This is a genomic window from Paenibacillus sp. LS-5, assembly GCF_056121505.1.
In genome coordinates, this window is sequence record NZ_JBWAVA010000001.1 from 511,957 (window position 1) to 536,730 (window position 24,774).

Annotated in this window: 22 protein-coding genes; 4 read left to right on the top strand and 18 right to left on the bottom strand. The window is 46.2% G+C overall.

Annotated features, from left to right (window positions below):
- Positions 1-153 precede the first annotated feature (153 nt).
- On the top strand, positions 154-1,674 hold the full coding sequence (locus AC0MA3_RS02340) for a glycoside hydrolase family 43 protein (RefSeq protein ID WP_379152338.1): 1,521 nt from the start codon (positions 154-156) through the stop codon (positions 1,672-1,674).
- 113 nt (positions 1,675-1,787) lie between these two features.
- Here AC0MA3_RS02340 and AC0MA3_RS02345 read toward each other — a convergent pair whose 3' ends face one another.
- The 7 genes from AC0MA3_RS02345 to AC0MA3_RS02375 form a co-directional block, all read right to left on the bottom strand.
- Positions 1,788-2,096 (bottom strand): hypothetical protein, encoded by a 309-nt coding sequence (locus AC0MA3_RS02345; protein ID WP_379152336.1) that lies wholly within the window; start codon positions 2,094-2,096, stop codon positions 1,788-1,790.
- 149 nt (positions 2,097-2,245) lie between these two features.
- Positions 2,246-2,989 (bottom strand): amino acid ABC transporter ATP-binding protein, encoded by a 744-nt coding sequence (locus AC0MA3_RS02350; RefSeq protein ID WP_379152333.1) that lies wholly within the window; start codon positions 2,987-2,989, stop codon positions 2,246-2,248.
- Between the two features lie 15 nt (positions 2,990-3,004).
- On the bottom strand, positions 3,005-3,664 hold the full coding sequence (locus AC0MA3_RS02355) for an amino acid ABC transporter permease (RefSeq protein ID WP_379152330.1): 660 nt from the start codon (positions 3,662-3,664) through the stop codon (positions 3,005-3,007).
- A 29-nt stretch (positions 3,665-3,693) separates the two neighbouring features.
- On the bottom strand, positions 3,694-4,464 hold the full coding sequence (locus AC0MA3_RS02360) for an amino acid ABC transporter substrate-binding protein (protein WP_379152327.1): 771 nt from the start codon (positions 4,462-4,464) through the stop codon (positions 3,694-3,696).
- Between the two features lie 215 nt (positions 4,465-4,679).
- Complete coding sequence (locus tag AC0MA3_RS02365) at positions 4,680-9,527, bottom strand: S-layer homology domain-containing protein (protein ID WP_379152324.1); 4,848 nt, start codon at positions 9,525-9,527, stop codon at positions 4,680-4,682.
- A 182-nt stretch (positions 9,528-9,709) separates the two neighbouring features.
- Positions 9,710-10,171 (bottom strand): RrF2 family transcriptional regulator, encoded by a 462-nt coding sequence (locus AC0MA3_RS02370; RefSeq protein ID WP_379152321.1) that lies wholly within the window; start codon positions 10,169-10,171, stop codon positions 9,710-9,712.
- A 15-nt stretch (positions 10,172-10,186) separates the two neighbouring features.
- Positions 10,187-11,080, bottom strand: coding sequence for a LysR family transcriptional regulator (locus tag AC0MA3_RS02375; RefSeq protein WP_379152319.1), 894 nt, complete (start codon positions 11,078-11,080; stop codon positions 10,187-10,189).
- A 114-nt stretch (positions 11,081-11,194) separates the two neighbouring features.
- Between AC0MA3_RS02375 and AC0MA3_RS02380 the strand changes: the two genes are divergently transcribed.
- On the top strand, positions 11,195-12,577 hold the full coding sequence (locus tag AC0MA3_RS02380) for an MFS transporter (protein ID WP_474655043.1): 1,383 nt from the start codon (positions 11,195-11,197) through the stop codon (positions 12,575-12,577).
- 4 nt (positions 12,578-12,581) lie between these two features.
- On the opposite strand, the gene AC0MA3_RS02385 is transcribed toward AC0MA3_RS02380, so the two are convergent.
- From AC0MA3_RS02385 to AC0MA3_RS02395, 3 genes are all read right to left on the bottom strand, one after another.
- Positions 12,582-12,938, bottom strand: a complete 357-nt coding sequence (locus AC0MA3_RS02385) for an MmcQ/YjbR family DNA-binding protein (RefSeq protein ID WP_379152312.1) — start codon at positions 12,936-12,938, stop codon at positions 12,582-12,584.
- A 102-nt stretch (positions 12,939-13,040) separates the two neighbouring features.
- On the bottom strand, positions 13,041-14,039 hold the full coding sequence (locus AC0MA3_RS02390) for a histidinol phosphate phosphatase domain-containing protein (RefSeq protein WP_379152309.1): 999 nt from the start codon (positions 14,037-14,039) through the stop codon (positions 13,041-13,043).
- 37 nt (positions 14,040-14,076) lie between these two features.
- Entirely contained in the window at positions 14,077-14,976 is a 900-nt protein-coding gene (locus AC0MA3_RS02395; RefSeq protein WP_379152306.1) for a metallophosphoesterase family protein, read from the bottom strand.
- Positions 14,977-15,226: 250 nt separating this feature from the next.
- On the opposite strand from AC0MA3_RS02395, the gene AC0MA3_RS02400 reads away from it, so the two are divergent.
- Positions 15,227-15,940 (top strand): YwiC-like family protein, encoded by a 714-nt coding sequence (locus AC0MA3_RS02400; RefSeq protein ID WP_379152303.1) that lies wholly within the window; start codon positions 15,227-15,229, stop codon positions 15,938-15,940.
- An 81-nt stretch (positions 15,941-16,021) separates the two neighbouring features.
- Here AC0MA3_RS02400 and AC0MA3_RS02405 read toward each other — a convergent pair whose 3' ends face one another.
- Positions 16,022-16,381 carry a winged helix-turn-helix transcriptional regulator gene (locus AC0MA3_RS02405; RefSeq protein ID WP_379152300.1) on the bottom strand — a complete coding sequence of 120 codons (360 nt, stop codon included), beginning with the start codon at positions 16,379-16,381 and terminating at the stop codon, positions 16,022-16,024.
- A 42-nt stretch (positions 16,382-16,423) separates the two neighbouring features.
- On the opposite strand from AC0MA3_RS02405, the gene AC0MA3_RS02410 reads away from it, so the two are divergent.
- Entirely contained in the window at positions 16,424-17,266 is an 843-nt protein-coding gene (locus AC0MA3_RS02410) for an NADPH-dependent F420 reductase (protein ID WP_474655044.1), read from the top strand.
- Positions 17,267-17,541: 275 nt separating this feature from the next.
- Here AC0MA3_RS02410 and ilvB read toward each other — a convergent pair whose 3' ends face one another.
- From ilvB to AC0MA3_RS02445, 7 genes are all read right to left on the bottom strand, one after another.
- On the bottom strand, positions 17,542-19,218 hold the full coding sequence (gene ilvB, locus AC0MA3_RS02415; protein WP_379152294.1) for a biosynthetic-type acetolactate synthase large subunit: 1,677 nt from the start codon (positions 19,216-19,218) through the stop codon (positions 17,542-17,544).
- 57 nt (positions 19,219-19,275) lie between these two features.
- Positions 19,276-20,292: a GTP 3',8-cyclase MoaA gene (gene moaA, locus AC0MA3_RS02420; RefSeq protein WP_379152290.1), complete on the bottom strand. Its 1,017-nt coding sequence runs from the start codon at positions 20,290-20,292 to the stop codon at positions 19,276-19,278.
- 32 nt (positions 20,293-20,324) lie between these two features.
- The gene (locus tag AC0MA3_RS02425; protein ID WP_379152286.1) at positions 20,325-21,815 is read right to left on the bottom strand and encodes a nitrate/nitrite transporter; all 1,491 of its coding nucleotides are present in this window, start codon (positions 21,813-21,815) and stop codon (positions 20,325-20,327) included.
- Positions 21,816-21,997: 182 nt separating this feature from the next.
- Positions 21,998-22,528: a hemerythrin domain-containing protein gene (locus AC0MA3_RS02430; protein ID WP_379152282.1), complete on the bottom strand. Its 531-nt coding sequence runs from the start codon at positions 22,526-22,528 to the stop codon at positions 21,998-22,000.
- 19 nt (positions 22,529-22,547) lie between these two features.
- On the bottom strand, positions 22,548-23,195 hold the full coding sequence (locus AC0MA3_RS02435) for a response regulator (RefSeq protein ID WP_379154129.1): 648 nt from the start codon (positions 23,193-23,195) through the stop codon (positions 22,548-22,550).
- A gap of 7 nt (positions 23,196-23,202) precedes the next feature.
- Entirely contained in the window at positions 23,203-24,273 is a 1,071-nt protein-coding gene (locus AC0MA3_RS02440) for a sensor histidine kinase (protein ID WP_474655045.1), read from the bottom strand.
- Positions 24,270-24,728 carry a GAF domain-containing protein gene (locus AC0MA3_RS02445; protein ID WP_379152275.1) on the bottom strand — a complete coding sequence of 153 codons (459 nt, stop codon included), beginning with the start codon at positions 24,726-24,728 and terminating at the stop codon, positions 24,270-24,272. The genes AC0MA3_RS02440 and AC0MA3_RS02445 overlap by 4 nt, the downstream gene beginning before the upstream one ends.
- Between the last annotated feature and the right edge of the window lie 46 nt (positions 24,729-24,774).

Here is a 24,774-nt window from a genome sequence, read left to right on the forward strand (position 1 = left end):
TATCTACTGAAATCACATATATATTATTTCATTAAATATACTACAAACCCTAAACCTACTTCTATTGAAAGTAATTGATCAATAGTGTTTAATTCTTATAGCAATCAATTGATTGAAATCATATATATATGAATTTATTATGAGGTGGATCTTATGAGATACAACAATCCGGTTATCAAAGGCTTTTATCCTGACCCCAGCGTATGCAAAGTAGATAGTACCTATTATCTGGTATGCAGTTCGTTTCAGTATTTCCCCGGCGTTCCGATTTTCGAAAGTCAGGACCTGATTAATTGGACCCAAATCGGTCATTGTCTAACCCGGAAGAGCCAGATTCAATTGGACAGTGTGGGTAGCTCTGGAGGGGTCTTTGCCCCCACTCTGCGATACAACCACGGCCGGTTCTACATGACCACCACCAATGACACTACTCATCAGAACTTCTATGTCTGGACGGATGATATTTACGGGGAATGGTCTGAACCGATTAATGTCGATCAAGGGGGCATCGATCCGGATTTATATTTTGAAGACGGTAAATCATATTTCATGAGCAATGGAACTGACGATTATGGTATCCCCGGGATTGTCCAATGCAAAATTGAAATTGAATCCGGACGCAAACTGTCACCAAGCCGTTCTGTCTGGCAAGGTTCGGGCGGCCGCTATCTGGAAAGCCCTCATCTATACAAAATAAACGGAAGATATTATCTGATGGCAGCTGAAGGCGGGACCGAATATGGCCACATGGTTACTTATGCGCGGGGTGATTCACCTTCCGGCCCGTTCGAAGCTTATGCCAATAATCCTGTTTTGACCAATCGGAACTTAGGGGGTTATGAGCTCCAAGGCGTTGGCCACGGTGATCTGATTCAGGACCACGAAGGGAATTGGTGGCTCTTGCATCTGGGTTTCCGTCAGACCGGTCAATATCTTACTTATCACCACTTGGGACGTGAAGTATTCCTGACCCCGATCACCTTTGGCGAAGACGGATGGTTTACGGCGGGTCACCAAGGTACTACTCTGTTAAGTTTCGAGACGGATCGGATCGCGGACACAGTCAGCCAACAGGAGAAAAAGGTCTTTAACTTCGAGAACACAGATTGGAACCTGGACTGGGTTTATCTGCGTCATCCGGCTAAGGAGCATTATCAGTTAGAAGCCGATAAGATTAAGCTGCAGGGAACCGGAGTATCGCTGGATTTGCCGGCATCCCCAACCTTCATAGGCATCCGTCAAAAGGACTTCAATGCGGTAATTACATGCGAAGTCAGCCTTACCAGCGGCGAAGCCGGCATTACTGTGTATATGGACGAAAACCACCATTATGATCTGGCACTGCGTGGACAACAACAGGGATACGAAGTCATTGAACGCCTAAATATCGGAGACATTAAATCCATTGAAAAAGCATTGGTTCTGGAGCAAACTAATCAGGCTACATTGATTATCAAATCTACGCCAACTCACTATCGCTTTTATGTTCAGATCAAGGGTACAGAAACTTTCCTTGGAGCTGCGCAAACCAGATACCTTTCTTCAGAAGTAGCAGGAGGATTTACAGGTGTACTGATCGGATTGTATGCGGTTGGAGATACCCCTGATTCCCATGCGGTTTTTACAGGTTTTAACTGTGAGTATTTAACTGCTGATTCCCCTAAAGAGGACTGAATCTTTAAATAATTGTCTCCCATATTTAATCTCCAGGAAACAACGAAAAGGCATCCGCCACTTGAGCGTATGCCTTCTTGTTATGCACTATACTTCACTGATTGATTCTAGGTTCACCCCTCCACTATATCCGCCCGCAGATCCGTTGCAATTTCAATCATTTTGGGAACAATAGCTTCATTGGATACCGCTACATATAAATCTCCCATATAAAGGCGGAAAGGAATCTCCATACCTCCAGATTTCCACATAAAAAAATCTCCGTCGATAGACATCGTGCTATCTGCTCCTTGAATCGTAAGAACCTGCGAGTACGAAAAGTCAGAGATGGATGCAAAGTATTGTTTACACTCTTCCAAGGAGATGCTGTGCTCCCCATTGTTTTCTTGCATGGATCGGGTAATACGAAAACGCTGATTCATTAATATGCCTCCAAATGTGCTTTATTAATTCTCCATGGATAAAACATTATTTTCTCATTTCCTAAGCCTGCTGTCAAAACCATAAGAACCTTCACCGAACAAAAAAAAGCGCACAGCTTCCGCTGTGCACTCTTCTAATTCCATTTCATCTAATCCTGATTCAGAAAGGTCCGGGTCCGCTCTAGTTGCGGATTGCCAAAAATCTCCTCTGGAGTTCCCGATTCGGCAATTTCCCCATTGTCCATGAAGAATACACGGTCCGCCACATCGCGGGCAAAGTTCATCTCATGGGTGACGATAATCATCGTCATATTCTCCTCCGCAAGCTGACGGATGACACGCAGCACCTCACCGGTCAGTTCGGGATCAAGCGCCGACGTCGGCTCGTCAAACAGGAGAATGTCCGGATTCAGCATCAGTGCTCTGGCGATAGCCACCCGCTGCTTCTGTCCGCCTGACAGCATGGAGGGATATACGTCTGCTTTGTCAGCAAGACCTACCTTGGAGAGCAGCTCCATACTTTTGGAAGTTATCGCCTCAATACTCTCACGCTTCAGCGTTCTAGGTGCAAGCTCCAGGTTGCCCCTGACAGTCAGATGCGGGAACAGATTAAAGTGCTGAAATACCATGCCCATGGTCGAGGTGATTTCTCTAATGTCGGCACCACTGGCGTATTTCCCATCCTCAACGAGCGGCTTGCCGTGGATAAAGATGCTTCCACCGGTAACCTCCTCAAGATGCACAAGACTGCGCAGCATGGTGCTTTTGCCGGAGCCAGAAGGTCCGATCACCGCAACGACTTCGCCAGGGTTAACGTCAAATGTAATCTTTTTTAGCACATCGAGACTGCCGAAAGATTTCTGCAATTGCTGTACTTCAATCATCCTACTCATAGCCAAACAGTCCTTCTACTCAAATTTGAAACGTTTCTCCAGTGCCTTGAAGAATAGCGTAAGCACCAGTGTCATCAATAAATAAATTACGCCGGCCACTACAAAAGGAGTCACCGTAAAATCACGGTTCACCGCCGTCTTCGCGAAATTCAACAGTTCAGGTACGGCTACGGCATACAGCAGAGCAGTGTCCTTCACCAGAGTGATCGATTCATTCGCTACCGCAGGCAGTGCCACCCGGAACATTTGGGCCAGAATCACCTTACGGAGGGTCTGCCATTTGCTGAGTCCGAGAACCTTGGCTGCTTCATGTTGACCTTTATCAATCGAGAGCATCCCACCGCGGAAGATTTCGGCAAAATAAGCACCATAATTAAGAATAAAACCCAGGCAGGCTGCAACAAAACGGTCCATCACCAGATACTGTCCAATGACGGGAATCTGCGGCAGGCCGAAGCAGAAGAACAGCAGCTGCAGCAAAAGTGGAGTTCCGCGCATGACGTAAATATAGCTTTGTGCAATCCAGGCCAGCGGCTTGATGGCACTTTTGGCCATCAGTGTGACCAGCATCCCGAGCGGAATGGACAGTAATATCACTATCAGGAATAGCAATACGGTCGTCCGCGCACCCTCCAGCATCGGTCCGGAAATCTTAATAATATAGTCAATATCCATGTTTTCACCTGACTCCTAAAGGAAACAATCTAGTTAAGTACTTTGTTCTCACCAAACCACTTTGTTGAAATTTCAGCAGCCGTTCCGTCACTGCTCAGTTCATCCAGAGCCTTCTGCAGCTCAGTCAGCAGGGCTTCATTGCCTTTCTTAATCCCTACACCGTATTGCTCAGGAGCTAACGATTCATCCAACAGTTTGTAAGTGTCTGGCTCCTTGGACATATAATATCTTGCCACCACTTCATCTATGACGACACCATCCAGGCGTCCCGACTTCAGATCCGTCAAAGCTAACACATTATCCGTAAATTCGGATACCTCTTTAAGTTCTGCCTTAATCGGGCTGGCATCCAGGGCATCAGCAGCTGACGAAAGACTTTGTAGTCCCACTTTTTTTCCGGCCAGATCTGCCAGCTTCAACAGCGGCGAATCTGCAAGCACAACAACAACTTGACTGTTCTCCAAATAAGGTTTGGTGAATAACACTTTCTCCTTGCGCTCGTCCGTAATGGTGTACCCGTTCCAGATCATATCAATACGTCCGCTGTTCAGCTCCGATTCCTTGGCTGACCAGTCAATCGGCTGGAAGGTCACTTCTTTGCCCATTTTCTCAGCTGCCGCTTTCGCATAGTCAATATCAAAACCGACAATTTCATTATTGTCATCTCTAAAGCCCATAGGGGCAAACTTATCATCAATACCGATCACCAGCTTACCATCATTGCCTCCAGAACTGGAGCAGCCTGCTATCACAGCAATAGCCATAACTACCAATAGAACGAATATTCCTTTTCTCTTCATCTCTCTAATCCCCCTAGTAGATAACACATTGTAACATGTGCTTTAGTTCGGTAACACGTTATCAGTTTATCATGATAACATATCATGTGAGCTGCGTCGATAGAGAAGACAAACACTTATGTGTCAATATTAATTCGTTTTCTTCATAGGAATTATTTGTTTTTGGCATACAATAAGCCCCCGGGCAACAGCCTGGGGGCTTATTGTATATTCTTTTAATTATTAATGAAACGTATCCAACGTTCTTCCATGTCATTAACACGAGTGGATTCATGGGAATGGGATGCTTCCTCTATTTGCGCATAACTCCAGTCGCTCTTCGAAGTATCGGGCCAGGTAGGATCGAAATCACCTGTGAGTCCTCCGCGCTTCAATACCTTGTTCATGGCAACCACCGCTTCTGCCCGAGTCAGATTATCTTGCGGATGGAACTTGCCGTCCGTGCCCCCAATCATGATCCCTTCTGTCTTCAGTTCTTCAGCGGCATATTTAGCCCAATGACCGGCCGTGTCGCTATAGGTCAACGGTAATTCGCTGCTCGCAGTTTTACCCTTGAAGGCCAGAATGACCGCAGCCATCTCTCCCCGGCTGATAGACTTCTCGGGGTGGAAGAGTCCATCCGGATAACCTTTCATTATCCCCGTATCCTTCATAAGTTGAATTCCTGATGATGCCCAGTGAGTGGTCTTCACATCAGGGTAAGGCTTGACGGTTATCTTCTCCTGGGTTGTTCCAAGCAAGCGTGTCAATATAGCGGCCATTTCAGCCCGTGTAATGGAGTGGCCTGGCTTGAAGGTACCATCCGGGTATCCGTTGATGTACTTGTTATGAATCATACTGTTCAGGATCTCCAGTGTGAAGGATTCAAGACTTTTAGACTGTACTGTGCTGGCGCTTGATGGAGCCTTGTATTCAATACGAATGAGCATTCCTGCCTGAATGGGTTCACCGAGTGTCAGAACCAGCCGCTTATCGGCGGTAATCTCTGCATTCTGAACCTGGACAGGTTTGCCGGCAATCGTTACGGTTAACCCTTCAGTCGATAGAGTTCCCGCTGCAAGGGGCTGATCCAGCTTCAGCTCCAGCTGATGATCTATAAGACTGACGGTACCCGTGGTTACTTTTACCTTCTCAGGGAACACAGGGGTTGATGAACCCATTGGTGAACCCGAAGATGGATCCGCTGTTGGAGCAGCTGTCGGAACGGCTGTCGGAGCGGCTGTCGGAGCAGCTGTCGGAACCGGTGTTGGCACAGGATCAGTGACCTGAAAGAAACTAAAGGTACTGAATTTATCAATCGTAAATTTCAACCCTGTAGCTGCACCATTACTAGTAATAATCTCACCGGGAATGGAGTTCGGGCCCGTTCCTCTGACAATGGCTTCCGAACCATCCGAGTGCTGGATAAAGACGCGTAAGGAGTCAAGATACAGCTGGCGTTGTGTGGGATCGCTTGGTATCGAAAGATAGGTCAAAGGCAGTGTTACTTCAGTAGCGAATCCCGAATAATTAGTTTCAATTTCGCGTGGAATATCGAGCATTCGAATGTCTTTACTTCCAGCCTCCGCTCTTACCAGGGGATTCTGCAGAGTATCGTTAAAGATCGTCTGGCGTGTCGTCTCTGCCCGAACCGGAACAATCCGGAAAAAGAGATCGATGCCGGAGCTCTTTGCTTGAGCGACGGAAGCTGCCGGGAGCCGGACAGATCCTTCCGGGGTTGTAAGTTGAACTGCCTGATTATTGAGCTTGTCCAGAGCATCTACTGGAATCTCCATGGTGATTTCATCGGAACGCTCAGAGGTATCCCCATTCGGTTTATCATTAAACTGCATCTCCAGATCTGCTCCGGGTCCGATGGCGAGCAACAGTTTATCCATAGAAGTGGAAGATACAATCAGTTTGTCAATACGGCTGCCGTCCGACAAGGTGGTGCGGTTAATCAGAATCGGGATTTCTTTATCATTTACTTTGATGTTGCTGTCATTACGTGGACTTGTCGTTTTTGTTTCTGCAACATTTGTACTCTTGACGATCAGCAGAAAACTGCGGGACACATGCATTGCGCCTTTTGCAACGTTGGCCGTCAGAATAACACTTACGTCTTCTGCCTGGCGGTTAACGACCGCCTTGAATTCTCTCCCCTCTGCACTCCCCCAATCAGCAGGAGCATTTTCAATGGATATTACATCCGGCTTGTTAGAAGTCCATGTAATATCAGTATTATATTTACCGTCCTTGAGCAGGAATACAGGCAGTGTTACGCTTTCCCAGATGTCGCCAACACTGTAGCGTATCCATAGGCTTCGTACAGCTTCTTTCAATTGATTCTCATTAATATCAGCAACGTTCACGATCCCCATTGCCTTAACAGAAGCAGTATTGTCCAATCCTTTTGGCAAAGGACCCAAAGTACCTGTAAAGCTATATGCTGCAGCGTAGTTGCCATCGTACACAGGAACAGATTCATCGTCCCACGCAACCGGAACCGCTGCCTTGCTGCCGCCATCCAACGTAACCTCAACTATGGTGCCTAATGCTTCTTTGGCTTTCTCCTTTGTAGTGGAGTATGGCACATTCACGCTGACGTCTTCAGCTGACACGATATTTGTAGTGCCGGGAGGCAACACATGTACTGTCCCGCTTGCGTTAATAGAATTGTTATTATTCACACCCTCCGGCAATGAATTGAAGGTTCCTGCAAAAACATAAGAGCCGGCAACTGAACCGTCATAAGCAGGAACAGAATCTCCGCTCCAAGTGATTGGAACCGTAGCCGTTCCCCCGTCCTCCAGATCCACTGTAACGCTTGACCCAAGTGCACTTTTAGCGTCGTCAATGGTTGTCCCGTAGGGTGCGCTGTAACTCACATTAGTCACTGAAGCGATACTGGTACTACCAATCATGAAGGATGTGGCAGCAGATGCCGTATTCCCAGCTTCATCCGATGTAGTCGCTTCAGCGGTATGGTTGTCTTTTGTCCAATCGGAAGAAGGTGTATAGCTCCAATCACCGATATTATTTGCCGTCACATTCACAATGGTTGCCTGATCCAGATTCAAGCTGACTTCTGCATTAGGTTCAGAAATGCCTGTAATGGAATCACGGACATTCATATGTGAGGCTGCTACCGGGCTGATGACCGAAATAGTAGTGCTGGTCTTCACTAGCGCATGCATAGTAGCCGTGACTGAATTATTGTTGTCTGCTGACACTGTAACGGTATAGTTCTTTCCGCTTATCAACATAAATGTAGAAGGCGTTCTCACAGACCATTTGCCGGAAGTAACTGGCACATTGGACCAAGTATAGGATTGGGACGCATCACTATCATCAGTTATTACGACATCCACAGCGGTGTCCGTTGATCTGCCCCGGAAGACCGGTTCAGTTGTCGTCAGATAAATGTATGGATGTGAGCCGTTCTCGATGCTCACATCCAGCGCACTGACTCCGTAATTGACAATATTGCTGGCCACCTCAGTGCTTCCGTCTGAAGCCACAGCTTTGAACGTATGATAGTTGTTAACCGGTGTGGCTGTAAGCGGCTTATCGATGCTGATCGTCCAGTTGCCGCCTGAATCAGCAATAGTCTGCCTGGAGAGCACATTGTCGATGTACAGTTTGACCGTTTCATCGGGGTTCGCTGTTCCTATAACATTGGGTGTAGTAACATCTGAACGGGTATTATTCGCCGGTGAACTGATCGTGATGTTGCTCTGGAGGAATTTAATCACCTGTACCGCTTTGGCATTGGCATTATCTTCATCTACGGCAACGATCTTGTAAGTTGATCCTGGTGTAGGTTGACTTCCATTTATATAACTTATAGAAGCTATTGACCATATTCCCGGATTTCCAGTTACACCGAGTCTCATAGTTGAAGTCAATAGTGTCTCAGTCGCTAAATTAGGACCCGACAATCGGTATATGGAGAGTAGTACATTTCTGTTACCAGTTGCAGAACGGACAAAGGTCCCTGCAAAGCTGGTCGGAAACTGGTATGTGGAGTAACTAGGATTTCCTGTAATCGTCACTTTGGAGGCACCGATTCCAGTAAGCTGAGATGCGGTAGCCGTATACCCCTTCTCGTTCACCACACTCGCTGTGACCAGATAGGAGAATCCAGTAGCGATACCTGTAATACCTGATATGGACCAGGCATTATTGGTGATCGTCGTTGTTTTGGTAACTGCTGCCCCATTGCCGGAAGTAGGTGCAATAGTCAGAGTCACTGTCTGTCCATTTGCCACATTGGCAGTGGTGCCGGTTACAGATGCAGGGAAAGTTGTGTATGCATCCTGAAGGGCCGGTGCAATCGCTATATTAGGCCGGTAAATTCCGAAGGGAGACAGCTTAGCGTAGTCGCCGTAAGCTTCTTCCTGTCCATCCTTATTGATAACAGCCAGATTGGCCGCCTTGGAGGTAGCGAATGCAAACTTCAGAATAGATGCTGATGTGATACTTGAATCAATAGCTGTTAAGCTAGCTACAGGAATCTGGATATCGAGAAAATAATCACCGTTTGAATCCTCGGTCACCCGGGTGCCGGGTACATTCTTCCCGCTATTGTCAGTCTTATTCACAGCATGTACTACAGAACCGTTGTTATTGGATATATATATATAATCCTCATGAGGGGATTTACCATTAAGCCCAATGACGGCTTTGGTCGCAGTCCCATCGGAAACCTTCACCAGCCAGACGGAAGAGAGATATCCTCCTTTGTCATCCCGCGGGTCCCCTAATAGTCTCATGCGAAAAAACAGATTCGATCCGTCACCTGCTACATAGAACGAAGGAAGATCACCCGCGCCTTTAGATAATCCGCTCATAAAATCAACATCGTCCGGACTTATTCCCGGCTCGTTGGCTGGGTCATTGATTATCTTCCCACTGCTGTCCGTGTAAGCAGTGAAACTGGATGGCCATGGCTGAACGGGTGCATCTTCTGCCTGTATGGACGGCGCTGCCAAGGTAATTGAAGGCTGCGGCATGACCGTCATACAAAATAATAGAATTGCCAAATACATAGCCACTTTTGATGATGATTGCTTAATCCTCATAGTTTTGACCCCTCTTCTGTGTTGTGTTACAACATTCTAGCTGTGTGATCTCTTTCATAGACATAGAGATATTTACAGAATCTCACATATATCTATGAAATACAATCATTATTCGACAGATGCTGTCACTAATTTCACAGAATATTAATAGAGCGAATTATGAGGAGTCCTTAAATGGCCAATTAAGATTGAAGGCTTAATGCCGTTCTTTCCCGCTGAAAGATATCCTGCAGGTCATGCTTATTCAGCAGCAGGTCTTGCAAGGTGTATTCACTAAGCACCTGCAAATAGGCATTGAGCGCTCTGCCAAGCACGCCCTTTAATCCGCATGCTGGAGCGATTGGACAATGATTACCAGCAGGATTGAAGCATTCCACCAGATGGAAATCGTCTTCCATCCGTCGTACCACTTCACCGATGTTAATGAGCTCAGGCGACTGTGCCAGCCGTACTCCGCCTCCTCTGCCTCTTACCGTTTCTATATATCCCGCTTGACCGAGCTCGTGGGAAACCTTCATCAAATGATTTTTCGAAATATGATAAGCATCTGAAATCTCTTGTATCGTCGACAGCCCGCTTCGTTCTTTTGTCCCGAGATACATGAGGATGCGCAAAGAAAAATCAGTATACAGGGTAAGCCTCATCTGATCCACCGTTCCTTAGTTGAAATAATATTGTTCAGACATCGCGCCAAAATACTCCACAACCACTTCACGGAATTCCAGAGCAGCCTGCGAAATATACCGACCTTTGTGCCATAATAGAGCGATTTCCCTTACCAAATCGTGATTATCCACTTGGATATAATGGATGTGTTCCCGTGAGTTCCGTGCACTGCTAGGTATGAAAGCTATGCCAATTCCCGCTTCCACAAGAGCGCTTAACCTTGCAGGTTCATCGCCCTCATATACATATTGGGGTATAAATCCAGCTGATTCGCAAACAGTGTCCACTAAATCGCGAGTGCCGTAACCTCTCCTTACACCGACAAACCATTCGTCCTTTAGCTCTATCAAGGATATCCTTTTTCGATTTGCCAGATGATGCCCCTTAGGAACAGCGACAACGATCGGGTCAATGCATACGATTTGACATTCTATATCATCCCCTTGTATCGGAGGTGAAGACAAGCATACATCGATAGCTCCACTAAGAAGAAGTGTAACCATTTCCTGCGTGGCAAGCATTTGTACATGAAAAAGAACAGAAGGCATCTTTTTCCGAAACTCCCGAAGGATACTTGGCAACATGCTTGCGGCGGTCACCGCCAATTCCAGGGTGCTATGTTCCAGATTGGCAAGATCCTTAATCTCCTGCTTGCCTTGTTCTAATTCAAACAAAGCCCTTTCAGCACGACGGAGGAATCTGCTTCCGAAATCATTCAACCGCAGTCTTCTTCCGGTCCGGTCAAATAAGGGAACACCCAAATCCTCCTCCAGGCGGGCAATCGTTTTGCTCAGAGAGGATTGTGTAACATGCAGACTTCGTGCAGCTTCAGTAACATGTTCCAACCGGGCTACAGCAACAAAATACTGCAATTGAAGAAGTTCCATTGGCCAACCTCCATTCATTCCCTTAAGTCAATGAAATCATAACATAGAATGCGTTGGAGTAAATACATGATGTCAAGTAGGATATGATTATAACAATTTGGGGAGGTACTCACAATGAATTCGCGTAGCTGGTGGTTAATGATATCCGTGGGACTGGGGATTCTCTTGAATCCACTAAACTCTTCGATGGTCTCGGTGGCGATTCCAAGGCTGCAAAATGTGTTTCAGCTAGATTTCACAAAGGTTTCTTGGGTTATCTTTTCATTCTACATAGCGAGTGCTGTCGCTCAACCTGTCATGGGTAAGGCCAGTGATTTATTCGGCCGTAGAAAAATATTCCTTACCGGGCTATGCGTATCCTTCGCTGCCTCATTCTTAGCTGCGCTATCCCCAAGCTTTGGGTGGCTTATCGTGTTTCGAATTTTGCAATCCGTTGGAACAAGCATGATGGTTGCCGTTGGAATGGCCATTGTACGAGTTCATATCACAGAGAAGCAAGCTACCGCACTTTCTGTTTTGTCCATATTCCTATCCGGAGCAGCAGCTATTGGGCCCTTTATTGGCGGGGTGTTCATTCACTGGTGGGATTGGCATGCTATCTTTTTCGTCAATATTCCAATTGTAGTGGTTAGCTTTATAATGTCCTGGAAGACGATTCCTAAGGACGATTCGCAAGCAGCCATCGCAAGCAACACGTCTTTTCGGAAATGGGCCCATGTGATTGATGTGTCAGGCATCCTGCTTTTCACAACAGGTCTGGTAGCACTGCTCGTTGGATTACTGTCGGCCAAATCATCCGGTCACATCTCATGGCTAACTATCACTGAAATAGTGATAGGTCTCATGTTAATTTGGGCCTTCATCCGGCATGAATTGCATACGACTTCACCGTTTATTCCTTTGCGTACATTTGCCCATTATCCTGCGATGACTTGGGTCAATATCGAATTCATGCTCGTGAACGTATTGTATTATTCGGTGTTTTTCGGGCTTCCTTCCTATTTGCAAATCGTACGTCATGTCAGCGAATTCCATACAGGGATTCTGATGTTAACTTTAGGATTATGCTCGCTAGTCGTTTCCCCATTGGCAGGGCGTTGGATCGATCACTCAGGAGCAGCCCCGGCACTCTTGGTGTCCGCCATATTCATGACATTGGGATCTGCTTTGATCGTGTCATTGAATCAACATTCGCCGGTTATCAGTGTATGTCTGGCTTTAGCTGCTTTCGGCATAAGTAACGGGTTAAATAATGTTGGTATGCAAGCAGCCATGTTCAAAAGCTCACCGAAAGAAATAATCGGAGTAGCATCAGGGTTGTTTAATACATCCAGATACCTTGGAACGATTCTCTCCTCATTGTTGGTAGGGATCGTCATGGGCGGAAAGTTCAGCTTCGGGGGATTCCGTGTACTAGGGTTGATCCTCACGGGTGTTGCTCTGTCCTTGGTTATCATGAGCCTGCGTCGCCGGAAGTCAGAGCAAACGCAAGCGTAGGAGATTAAGTATCCAGTATCGATTGTTGGAGACTTTTTGAAAGGGTTTTAACAACTAAAAGATAAGAGTGGTCGATCATTGCCAATAGATCAGGCTCTGGCACGGAGCCATCGAGGGTTATGGAATTCCAGTGTTTTTTGTTCATATGGTAACCTGGACGAACGTTTTCATGCTGCTCTCTCAGATTATCCGCAATGACAGGATCACATTTCAGGTTGATAATGGTATGCTTCTCTAAATTCTCAAAGATAAGAGCGAACATTTTACCTTTAACTTTGATCACCAAGGGTTCAGGCCCAAAGGGATATTCCCTAGTCGCCCCCTTTTTCCGCAGACAATATTCGACGATATTCTCTTTCATATGGCTCATCATCTTAGCAACCCCTCATACCGAACTTATGTATCCTTACCTATTATAACAAAACGAGCCTTTCTTCAAAAAGAAAGACTCGCTATTCATTATTCATTCCAGCTTATGCGTGCTCCGTTGCCGGTTGTGGAAAGTTACTATCTCCCTCATGCCCGCCTGCTTCAACAGTTCCAGCTGCAGATCCGTATAACCGCCGAGATCTTCTGGGAAATGCGCATCGGTAGAGGTCGTGAGAAGTACGCCTTTGTCCGCCAATACCGCCAGGAAAGCGGGGCTTGGGCACATCTCCTTAATCGGATAACGGTACACCATTCCAGCGTTGATCTCTGTGGCAGTATCATGTGCAATCAGCAGATCAGCAATCTGCTCATACATAGGCAGTAGCAGCTCTTCATCCGGGCGGTAGTTAAAGGCCTTGAGGTTATCGAGGTGGGCAACAATATCGAACAAACGTGAAGTGACCGCATATCCGACAATCTCGAAGAACCGGGCGTACAGAGCTTCCAGATCGAATTGTTCAAAGTACTTTTGCGTCGCCGGATTGTCAAAACCCCAGCCATCTACAAAATGCACAGAACCGATCACATAGTCATAAGGCTGTTCTGCCAAAATCCCGCTTAGCTCCAGCTCACAGCCGGGAAAATAGTCCGCTTCGATACCAAGACGCAGCTCTATTCCCTCACGCCGCCACTTGTCCTTTTGGAGCTGAATGCATCTTACAAAATCGTCCGAATCCGCCATACACACCTGATCCAGCCACTCTCGCTGCAACCGGCCTATCCAGGTATCATCCAGGATCATATGCTTTTCATAATAGGCTTTATACTTCGTGAACCGGTACAGATGATCGACGATGCCGACGGTGTGCATCCCTCGCTTCTTAGCTTGCTCCAGATACAGGTCCAGCCACTCGGTGGTAAAGGCTCCGCCCGCGATGCGCTGTTCAAGCAGACCGAAGCTATCCTGCATCCAGGACAGTGTATGTGTCTTTTCAGAGCTGCCCTTCATCGTGGTCAGACTCTCCAGCGTACGCTGCAGCCACCTTGGTGAATACGGCCCTTCTTCCAGATGGAGATGGAAATCTACCTTCATTTCGTATACCCTCCTGTTGTCTCTGTCCATGCTTAGGTCAAACTACACCGCCATCCTCCAACCTGATCCATGTCTCGAACCGCCGTTCCCCTTCCTGGAGTCGAATCACCCTTGCTCCGCGCTGCAGGGCCCCGTATGTGTTATGCCCGGTCACCCGGCCATAGGCAAGCGTTATTCCGTGCAGTACGCCTATGTAATCATTGTCATGATCGTGTCCGGCGAAGGTTGCCATCACATCTCCTGCTTCCAGCATGGCCGCGAACCAGCCACTGTTTACTTTGGAGCAGCAGACCATTTCTCCCTTATTCCCGGCTACACTTCCCGATTGCCATACCTCATTGTATTCTGGAATCGGAATATGCATAAATGCCAGCGCAGGCAGCACTTTGCCATTTCTCTCCCGGATCTTAGCAGATTCCTGTGAATACCAGCCGACTTGATCAGGATGAATCCAGGCATACCCGCCGATAGCTGCAGGAGCATATTCACCCGAATCCACGAAATATAGTACCGCAGACTCCCGTTCTTCCGCATGGCTATAGAGGGATAGCACATAATTGCCTGTACCTTGTATTTCTTCCGGTCCCGCTTCAGCCATACATAACTCATATTCTGATAAAATCGCCTGAAGCTCTGCCCTTGTAACCCCCTTCTCCGTATCATGGTTACCATAGATCACGGCAAACGGCGTTCCCGCCTGTGCCGCTACCTCAATTACCCGGCGGAATGTAGCCTTGGGGTCTACCGTATCTGCGCTGTAGATCAGATCGCCAGTGAACACGACCAGATCCGGCTGCTCGGTTTCCAGAATACGCTTCATAAGTTCCAGCGTCCGGGCATCACGCTCCGGCTCGATTCCATCCTGGAGATGGATATCCGTAAACTGCACAATTTTAAAAGTCCCATTCGGATGAAAGGAAAGTCGACGTGTAATCATGTTAAGCCTCCTGAATTCCGGGATCTCATCCCTGTGATGCCCAAGTTGTTCTTTTGTGCTTTTACGTTGTTTTGTGTGGCTTTTATTTTAAAATATCATTAATAGTCAAAGGGATGCAAGCTTTATTTTTATATGTAGGGATAGAACTGGATAATCTGCAACGTGTGTCTGGAATCACTAGAGGGTGCTTCGAAAGATCGTATATTTAAAGTGTCCGGGAAATATGGTATCGCACTGGAGGTAATTATTGTTGAAAAAATATATTCCTAATCAACATGGCGCTTGGGCCATGCTGGTACTCCCTTTTTTGTTCGGAATGGCGGCCTCACAGGCCCTATTCCTTCATATTCCATTGTTCTTGTGCTGGCTGTTCATTTATTTATTCATCTTTCAACTTTTGCAAGGAGTCAAAACGCGACGGTTTGACAGGGTTCTCAAGCCTCTTAAAGTATATGGTCTGCTGCTCCTCCCTTTTGTTATCTATCTGACCGCTGCCAAGCCTAAGCTTCTCTGGTTCGCCCTGCTGGCCCTACCACTTTTTGCTGTAAATCTGTATTATGCCAGAACCAAAAATGAACGTGCGCTGCTCAACGATATCTCAGGGATTCTGCTGTTCTGTCTGATGGTGTTTCCCGTATTTTATGTTGGCGGAGGTACAAGCTGGGAAACAGCTACCGAATTGTTTATCTTGGCGTTACTATATTTTGTAGGGACTGCCTTGTACGTAAAAACGATTATTCGTGAGAAAAACAATCCAAAGTATTATTACGCATCGGTAGTGTATCATAGTCTATTTATACTTATTGGTGTGTTCCTCTTCCCTTCATTAACCTGCCCCCTGCTCCTTCTGCTTGCGCGCGCGGCAAGCCTTCCCAGAACAAAAATCACAGCCAAACGAACCGGAATGCTGGAAATTGTCTTTTCCATTATGCTGTACATATCGGTGATTATCTTCTATTTCTAATTGTTCGGTGAAAATAAAGTATTAGACTGACAATGCTTCATTAAGCTGAGGAGCAGGATAGTTTAGAAATACCCCGTCTAATTAATCTGATTTTTCTCCAAACTTATTTCCGAATTCCTCCATTAAATCAATAATTGGAATCAATTGTTCTCCTTTTGACGTCAGTGAGTACTCAACACGCGGAGGCACCTCAGGGTAAACCTTACGGTTAATTAAGCCATCTGCCTCCAATTCCCGAAGTTGCTTTGTTAGAGACCCTTGTGAAATACCCCATAAAAGAGTTTTAATTTCGTTGTATCGGTGTGGCTTGAATTTTAGAAACCAAAGAATCATATACTTCCAACGTCCTGAAAGCAGATTTTGGGTATAAGCAATTCCATATATTTCCCTATGGTCCGTCTTACATTCTTCATTAAATCCTTCTTTGTTGATTTTAGACACCAATTCCACCTCATTCTGCTGTTAGGTACAAAAAATAGTACTATGTCACTTATTATTGCCCTCTTCAAAAAAGCGAGTAACGTATATATATTAGTGCATGTAGACAAAATACTCAAAAAATCAACTTTAATACAAATAGGAGGAATAAAAATGAGATTTGGAATTATAGGTGCAGGAGCAATAGGGGCAAGTATTTCTAATAAATTAGTTGAGAATGGGCATAACGTAAAAATTGCAGAAACTCGTGGAGTTGAACATTTAGAAGGAAAAGAGTTTGCTGGAACACCTGCGAGTTTGGAAGATGTAATTACAAATATTGATGTTCTTATAATATCTCTTCCTTCTCATGTAATACCAAGCATCCGTGATACTATAGACAAAATTGGAGAAGAAGTTATTGTTGTAGACACATCAAATTATTATCCTTTTAGGGATAATAAAATTGAAGAAATTGAGAACGGAATGGTTGAAAGTCTTTGGGTTTCAAACCAATTAGGTAGACCTATCATTAAAGCGTTCAACAATCAATTAGCGTATACATTAAAAAATAATGGAACTCCTGAAGGTACTAGTGGTCGCATTGCAATGGCGGTGGCTGGTAACGTTCAATCCCATAAAGAAGTAATTATGGACGTAGTAAATGTGCTAGGCTTTGATGCCGTAGATGGTGGCTCTTTAAATGATTCGTGGAGACAACAGCCCGGAAACCCTGGCTACTGCACGGAACTAACGAAAGAGGAATTAACCGAAGCATTAACGAGGGCGAATAAGGAAAAAGCCCCGTTTTTAAGAGATCAGGCAATAGCAAGATTTTCTACTACAACTGCAGGCGGATACTCACATCAAGATGTTGTTAATCTAAATAGAGAGATATATAATTCATAAGTTTTGACGTTAATCTAACGGGAAACGTTAGTTAAACGAAACAGCGGCAGTCTAAGACTTTATTATCAAGTCTTGGTTCGTCACTGCTTTTATTAATGGATCAGTTTAAAATTTATTTTTCAAAAGCTGACGATCCTTCAAAACAAAAACCCCGTTAAATCAATGAATCCAGTCGAATACTTTATTTTCTTTGAACACTAATTACAATAAATCTCTTGGAAAGCAAAGAAGCGGGTCTCCGATAACGGAACCCGCTTCTTTGTATATTGATAGTGCTACTCTTCGATCATGTCGTGATTCCCGGCCCCCGGAGGGACGATAGGATATACATTGGATTCTTCGGTAATATCAAATTCCATGATTACGACTCCCTTTGTGTGCAATGCCTCTTCAATAATGCACTCTGCTTCCTCCAGGGTCTGCGCCCGAAATCCGTGCGCACCAAAAGATTGGGCCATTAGAGCAAAGTCAGGTGAACTGATGTGCACCGAAGAGTACCTTCGCCCTAGAAAAAGCTGCTGCCACTGCCGGACCATCCCAAGGTATCCATTCTTAAGAATGGCGACCTTCAGATTAATGCCCAGATCCACAGCAGTCATGATCTCCTGTATATTCATCTGGAAGCTTCCATCCCCTGTAATACAGATGACTTCCCTGTCGGGATAGGCCACTGCTGCACCGATGGCTGCCGGCAATCCATAGCCCATGGTTCCAAGTCCACCGGAGGTTAGAAAAGAGCGCGGTTCGGTAAAGTTGTAGTGTCTGGCTGTCCAGATTTGATGTTGGCCTACATCGGTTGATACGATGGCATTGCCGTCTGTAGCTGCATCAATACATTTAATTACTTCCTGTGGAGTCAATTTCGCTACTGGTTGGGGAGAAGATTTAGAGGATCGCTGTATCCACTGCTGAATCTGTTTCTCCCAAAGGGAGTGGTCACTCCTATGTATTTCTTCCATCAATCCGGCAAGCATTTCCGATATGAGTCCTGTTATGGCAAGGTCAACATTGATGTTCTTATTGAGTTCAGAGGAATCAATATCAACTTGTATTTTAAAAGAGCCGGGAGAGAATGACTTGCGGTTTCCTGTCACACGATCACTGAAGCGAACCCCGAGACATAGTACCAAATCGGCTGCCTGTAATGCACGATTGGCAGCTACAGTTCCATGCATCCCCACCATGCCCAGATGCTGTGGATGATCGGAAGGCAGGGCGCCGAGTCCCATTAGCGTACTCGCAACAGGAAGCCGAAATCTCTCCACAAACTTTCTTAGCCATGAAGGTGTCTCATCTGTCATACAGCCGCCTCCAACTAGAACTAATGGGCGTTCTGCATGATTGAACTGCTCTGCTGCAAGCTGTAAGCTATCGGCAGGGATCACTGAATATGGCTGATAACCGCGGATATGTAAGGGTGCTGGCGATATTTCACTGTAATGGTTGTCCTCTACTGTGGACGTCATCACATTCTTCGGCAGATCGATCAGCACAGGACCGGGACGGCCTGTTGTGGCCAAATAAAAGGCTTCATGTACAATCCTCTGTAGATCGCCTATATCCCTAACCATATAATTATGTTTCGTAATAGGCATCGTCATTCCGTAAATATCCACTTCCTGAAAACTATCCAGACCAATTAATTCGGTAGCCACCTGACCCGTAAGGATAATCATTGGAATAGAATCCATAAACGCTGTCGCAATTCCGGTAATGGCGTTAGTTGCACCAGGTCCGCTTGTGACAAGTGCAAGTCCGGGACGCCCCGTGGACCGCGCATAACCATCGGCGGCATGAACGGCCGCCTGTTCATGTCTTACTAAGACATGATGTAAGGTATTACAATCAAACAAAGCGTCGTATAGAGGAAGTACGGCTCCCCCCGGATATCCAAAAATCGTGTCGACCTTCTTGTCAAGCAATAACTGAATCAGCAGTTCCGCTCCGTTCATGGGTGACCATCGTCTCCTACCTTTATTAATTCATACCATCTTGTGTATTCCAACCCGTCAGCCACCAATATACGACATACTTATCTTGTTCCGGCTCCCTGCAGTTTGTTCCTGGCGCTCATCGGAATACCTGTCTCCGCGCAGCTCCCATACCTCTTTAATCACACGGAGCAGCGTACGGTCGTCAGCTCCGGTGCGAAGCAATGTCCGCAGGTCCGTACCCTTTGATGCAAACAGACAAGTATAGAATTTACCGTCAGAAGATAACCTTGCCCTCGTACAGGACGAACAAAAGGATTCAGACACCGAAGTGATAAATCCCACCTCAGTCTTACAGTCTTGATAACGGTAACGTTGTGCTACCTCTCCATAGCTCTCTTGCTCCGAAGCCTCTAACTTATAATCGTTTTGAAGGTATTGGAGAATGTCCTTTTTGGTAACAACTTTAGCCAGACTCCAGCCATTGTCATTTCCTACATCCATAAATTCAATGAAGCGCAGCGTAATGTTACGTTCCTTGAAATAGGCAGCCATCGGCAGGATCTCTGATTCATTTACACCTTTTTGAACCACCATGTTGATTTTGATCTCATAGCCCATTTCACGGGCTTGATCAATATTTCTCAGAATAAGAGAAGGTTTCGTGCCTCTTCCGTTCATTTTTCCGAAAATCACGGGATCCAGCGCATCCAGGCTAATATTTAATCGCCGCAATCCCGCATCGTACAGCTTTTTTGCATGCTGCCCCAGGAAAATACCGTTAGTGGTCAATCCGATGTCCTCTACACCATTCAAATCCCGGATGCCTGATACAAGCTCATGAAGATCCTTCCGCAGTAGCGGTTCTCCCCCGGTCAGTCGGATTTTGCCAACTCCCAAAGATATAAAGAGTTTACTCAAACGAATAATCTCTTCAAAAGACAGCAGTTCGCGGGCGGGCATGAAGGCGTAATCGTCACCGAATATTTCCTTCGGCATGCAGTAGGTACAGCGAAAATTACAACGGTCAGTTACCGAAATCCTCAAATCCCGGATCGGACGTTTTAGTTGATCAATGATGGGTGTCGTTCTCATACGCCCTCCTCCCATTTCTAGTAATCTCCCACTTATTTGTGCGTAATATCGCTGAATGTACCGACATAACGAATATCTGCCCCGGTCTCATCCTTGACGGCACTAATATTCAGCAGCTGGAGATACTCCTCTCCATTCTTTCTTTTGTTCCAAATTTCACCCTGCCAAAACCCTTTTGCCCGGATTTCGCTCCACATGCTGCGGTAAAAACCTTCCGGCTGCCTTCCTGACTTCAGCACGTTTGGCAATTTGCCCAGCACCTCCGCTTCTGTAAAGCCAGTAAGCTTCGTAAATGCAGGGTTGACACTCTTGATCACACCCGAAGCATCCGTTACGAGAATTCCCTGGGCCGTAGATTTGAACACTTCGGAAGTAAGTGCCAGGCGATCGTTGTAATAGAGCCAAATCACAAGAACAAGACTCGCCAAGGCCACTTGGGACAGCAGCATGAACCCTATCGAATATTGGCCTGTGATTGAAAAAATAATCGAGAGCATAATCGGCGGGAAAAACCCGCCCAGTCCACCCATCATGGAGACAATCCCGTTGGCAATCCCCGCCTGTTTATTGAAATAAAGCGGGACTAACTTGAAGATAACTCCATTTCCTATCCCTGCACTGAACGCAATGGCCAGGCACCCCACCGTGTACAGTCCAATAGAGGGCAGAAATGCTAAGAGGATCGCAGCAATAGTATAAATACTGAACGTCCCGATGAGCAGAAATAAAGGCTGGAATTTGTCAGCCAGCCAGCCGCCAACCGGCCGGAAGAAGGTGGCAACAGCAATAAAGCCCGCGGTTCGCATGCCTGCATCCACCTTTTCCAGTCCAAAATTGGATACCAGAAAGTTAGGAAGATAGATTGTAAAGGCGACAAACGACCCGAACGTAATGAAATAGAACAACGAGAACAACCAGAGCTTCTCATTAGCGGCTACACCTTTAATCTGATCAATAATAGGCGTTCTTACCTTAGGCTCATGACGGTCTCCGAAAAAGAAATTAAGCGCAATAAAGACCAGCAGAAGGATCAGATACAGCTTCACAGCAGTCGCCCAGCCATAATGGGCAGCGACGATCGGAGCAGTAAATGTGGTTAGGGCCGTACCCAAATTCCCAACCCCGTAGATCCCGTTAACAAACCCGTGTTTTTCTTTGGGGAAATACTTGGGCAACGAGGTAACTCCTACGGAAAAAACAGCGCCTCCAATCCCTAAAAACGTACCGCCAACGATCAGGTCCATATATGTGGTGGCATTGCTAATATAGAAGACTGGAAAGAGAAGAAGGATAAAGCTGATCAGAAAAATGATACGGGCTCCAAAAATATTGGCATAGTAGCCGAGCGGTATACGCAGGATCGAACCAAGCACTACGGGAATCGCCGTGACCATGGCCAGTTTTCCCGATGGAATAGAAATATCCTCGGAAATAAAAGGCATTAGTGATGAAATAATTACCCATACCATAAAGCCAACGATCAAATTCAGGGTTTGTAACGGCAACTGCATTTTTTTAATCATGTCATTCACCTTTTCCGCCATTATTCTTATCTGCTGATTGTATATATTCACTTCCTGTCCTTATTGTATCTGCCCTTACTCGGCTACTGATATAGGGGAGTACCCTGTCCCTGAGAGGGGATTCCCTGAAATATAAAAAAGCTCTATCATCCTTAGGAGGACAATAAAGCCGTATGGAGATTTTATGTGATTAGTGTGTTCATTTTTGAAAAAAGCCGCCTGTGGTCCGGTTCGTTCAGCTGAGTCTCGGCCATTGGAAAAATCACAGCTTCTTCTTTGACAAAATGCACGGTTAATATTTCAAAAGCCTCTGCAGCATCTTTCACGGCGGACATCATCTTTGACAGCGACAGCGGTTCCATGTCAACTGCCGTATGGTGAAGGAAATGTCCCAAATAACCGTCGATTTCCACATGCTCTTCCTGAATTCCAACCAGCGGCCCTTGTTCAAAACCTATATACCGGCCGAGCAGCGGGAAAAAGTGTTCTTCCTCTTTATGTGTATGCTTGGCAAGCGGAATCTGAAACTCCAGAATCAATCTCCGCAGCTCCCCGATTCTGTGACGAGCTTCCTCTTCACTGATCAGATCGTCTTGTTCAAAAGAAAGAACAATCGCGTGCCATTCTCCCATCAGATAGGATAAATAGCGGTGTTCGTTCTCTAGAATACGCATAGCAGGTGAAGTAGAGTGCATACCGGTAGAATTCGGCATAAATACCTCCAATCGAAACTTAGAAATCCAGCAGCTTTTTTTTCAAGGCATATTCCACCAGTTCCGGCCGGCTCTTCAGGTTTAATTTTTCCATGATTTTTGATTTATGGGCCTCCACCGTCTTCACAGAGATAAACAGCCTTTCTGCGATCTCTTTATTGCCATAGCCTTTAGCGATCAGCGGCAAAATCTCAAGCTCCCGCTTGGACAACAGTTCAAACAGGTCTTCTGAAGCGGCAGTTTTATCCTTTTTGATGAATTCACGGACCAGGGAGGTAGCCAATTTGGGATGAATATAGGTTCCTCCCTGATGAATAGTGCGAATAGCCAGTAATAGCTCCTCATCCGGCGCACTTTTCAGCACATAACCTGACGCTCCGTTCTTCAGGACATGGAACAGATATTCTTCATCATCATGCATGGTCAGAATTAATATTTTGGTATCGGGGTAATCCTCCTTGATCTTGCCTGTAGCGATCAGTCCGCTCTCTCCGGGCGGCATGCTAAGATCCATGATCAGGATATCCGGCCTGCATTTCGCTACCATGGCATAGGCTTCTATCCCGTCGGCAGCAGCACCAATGACTTCGATGTCATCCTGGAAATTAAGAATCATGGCAAAACCGCTGCGCACAATGGCATGGTCGTCTGCGATAACGATCTTCATCCGGTGATCATTCCTTTCCACTTCCATCTCCGGCAGGAACTTGAATAATAATTGTAGTTCCCTTTCCCGCCTCCGTCCTTATGCTGAAGCTGCCGCCTACTAATTCTGCACGCTCCTGCATACCGTATAATCCCAGTCCAGTACCGTTTGGTTCATCCCCTAAGTTAAATCCGATGCCTTCATCTTCGATTGTGAGCTTCAGCATTCCGTCACGCTCGGTAAGTTTTACTTGGACCATGTCTACCTGTGCATACTTTAGAGCATTGAGCACTGCTTCCTGGCAGACCCTGTACATCACCGTTTCTATTTCACTGTCATAGCGGTTCTCGGAGAGATCGGAATCAAATTCTATGATAAGTCCGTAGATTTGCTCCAGCCGCTTAAAGTGGGAACGGAAGGCTGCTTCCAGCCCGAAATCATCGAGCGCAGCCGGACGAAGCTCCACAGAGAGATTGCGGATATCATTCAGGAGCCGCGTCATAGAGACTTCGGTCTGCTTGACCTTCTTAAGTATGTTGTCATCTGTGGTCATGTACTTAAGCACCCGCAAATCCACTACAGCGCTCATAAGCTCCTGGGCAACGCTGTCATGCAGTTCACGGGAAATCCGCTTTCGCTCATTCTCTTGTGCTTCAATCACATGCTTCATCATTTTATTCTGATAAAAATTCTCCTGGGTCTTGAACTGTCTGGTTAGATCCCGGAGCATTAACACCCGGATCCCATTCTCGGGATCTATCGTATGAAAGCTTGCTGTGTAGGGTACAATCCCTTTGTATTTCGTCTCAAGGTAAACCTGGTAGGAGGTGAAATCCTCGGATTCGGTTGTATGAAAAAAGCAGTTGGAACAGGTACGGAGCTCATGGTCACTGGTATACCCCCTGCAGGTATTGCAGAGAGCAAGGGAATTCCCTTGCTCTAGCTGGTCTAGAAAGTCGCTGTCCACAATACTGGAGGCTGCAGGATTCATGGCCAGTGTCTTCCCTTCCCTGTCAAAAAAGAAGATAGCTTCCCTGCTGTTCTCAAACAGCTTCAGCATCAGAATATTTAGTGAATCCATCCCGGTTGGCAGCATCAACTCAGCAACAATTCCTTCCCGTTCAAGTCTCCAATCCCCTTACGAGCCATACTCTCCAGATCCCTCAGCATGGTTTCATTAACCTGCTGAATCCCCCGGAAACCACCAAGAAGCACACCGGCTACACGGGCATCGTTCCACAGGGGTACTGCCCCTATACTCTGCAGATTCTCTGATTTAACAATCGGATAATTAAACAGCATTTCTTGCCGAACCTGTTCTTTTACTGAAGAGAGTAAGAACGGCTTTCCGGTTTTAAATACGATGCCCGCTACTCCTCTTCCCGACTGAAGAACAATCCCTTTATAACGGGAATTCAGATTGCCGGAGGCGTATTTCCATCGGATGACATAATCATATTCTGCAGGGTCTGCAAGTGCCAATGACATGAAATCATACCCTAAAGCTTCACGGATCAGGTCAAGCTCCAGCTGATAATCAACCTTGTTTTTCATCGTGTTCTCTCCTATTTGAACAGGGAAAGAAGTGCACACTTACTTT

Bases quoted from the DNA above. Each gene is read 5' to 3' on its own strand.
- AC0MA3_RS02340 (WP_379152338.1), top strand. From the start codon at position 154: ATGAGATACAACAATCCGGTTATCAAAGGCTTTTATCCTGACCCCAGC.
- AC0MA3_RS02345 (WP_379152336.1), bottom strand. From the start codon at position 2,096: ATGAATCAGCGTTTTCGTATTACCCGATCCATGCAAGAAAACAATGGG.
- AC0MA3_RS02350 (WP_379152333.1), bottom strand. From the start codon at position 2,989: ATGAGTAGGATGATTGAAGTACAGCAATTGCAGAAATCTTTCGGCAGT.
- AC0MA3_RS02355 (WP_379152330.1), bottom strand. From the start codon at position 3,664: ATGGATATTGACTATATTATTAAGATTTCCGGACCGATGCTGGAGGGT.
- AC0MA3_RS02360 (WP_379152327.1), bottom strand. From the start codon at position 4,464: ATGAAGAGAAAAGGAATATTCGTTCTATTGGTAGTTATGGCTATTGCT.
- AC0MA3_RS02365 (WP_379152324.1), bottom strand. From the start codon at position 9,527: ATGAGGATTAAGCAATCATCATCAAAAGTGGCTATGTATTTGGCAATT.
- AC0MA3_RS02370 (WP_379152321.1), bottom strand. From the start codon at position 10,171: ATGAGGCTTACCCTGTATACTGATTTTTCTTTGCGCATCCTCATGTAT.
- AC0MA3_RS02375 (WP_379152319.1), bottom strand. From the start codon at position 11,080: ATGGAACTTCTTCAATTGCAGTATTTTGTTGCTGTAGCCCGGTTGGAA.
- AC0MA3_RS02380 (WP_474655043.1), top strand. From the start codon at position 11,195: ATGAATTCGCGTAGCTGGTGGTTAATGATATCCGTGGGACTGGGGATT.
- AC0MA3_RS02385 (WP_379152312.1), bottom strand. From the start codon at position 12,938: ATGAAAGAGAATATCGTCGAATATTGTCTGCGGAAAAAGGGGGCGACT.
- AC0MA3_RS02390 (WP_379152309.1), bottom strand. From the start codon at position 14,039: ATGAAGGTAGATTTCCATCTCCATCTGGAAGAAGGGCCGTATTCACCA.
- AC0MA3_RS02395 (WP_379152306.1), bottom strand. From the start codon at position 14,976: ATGATTACACGTCGACTTTCCTTTCATCCGAATGGGACTTTTAAAATT.
- AC0MA3_RS02410 (WP_474655044.1), top strand. From the start codon at position 16,424: ATGTCACTTATTATTGCCCTCTTCAAAAAAGCGAGTAACGTATATATA.
- ilvB (WP_379152294.1), bottom strand. From the start codon at position 19,218: ATGAACGGAGCGGAACTGCTGATTCAGTTATTGCTTGACAAGAAGGTC.
- moaA (WP_379152290.1), bottom strand. From the start codon at position 20,292: ATGAGAACGACACCCATCATTGATCAACTAAAACGTCCGATCCGGGAT.
- AC0MA3_RS02425 (WP_379152286.1), bottom strand. From the start codon at position 21,815: ATGATTAAAAAAATGCAGTTGCCGTTACAAACCCTGAATTTGATCGTT.
- AC0MA3_RS02430 (WP_379152282.1), bottom strand. From the start codon at position 22,528: ATGCCGAATTCTACCGGTATGCACTCTACTTCACCTGCTATGCGTATT.
- AC0MA3_RS02435 (WP_379154129.1), bottom strand. From the start codon at position 23,195: ATGAAGATCGTTATCGCAGACGACCATGCCATTGTGCGCAGCGGTTTT.
- AC0MA3_RS02445 (WP_379152275.1), bottom strand. From the start codon at position 24,728: ATGAAAAACAAGGTTGATTATCAGCTGGAGCTTGACCTGATCCGTGAA.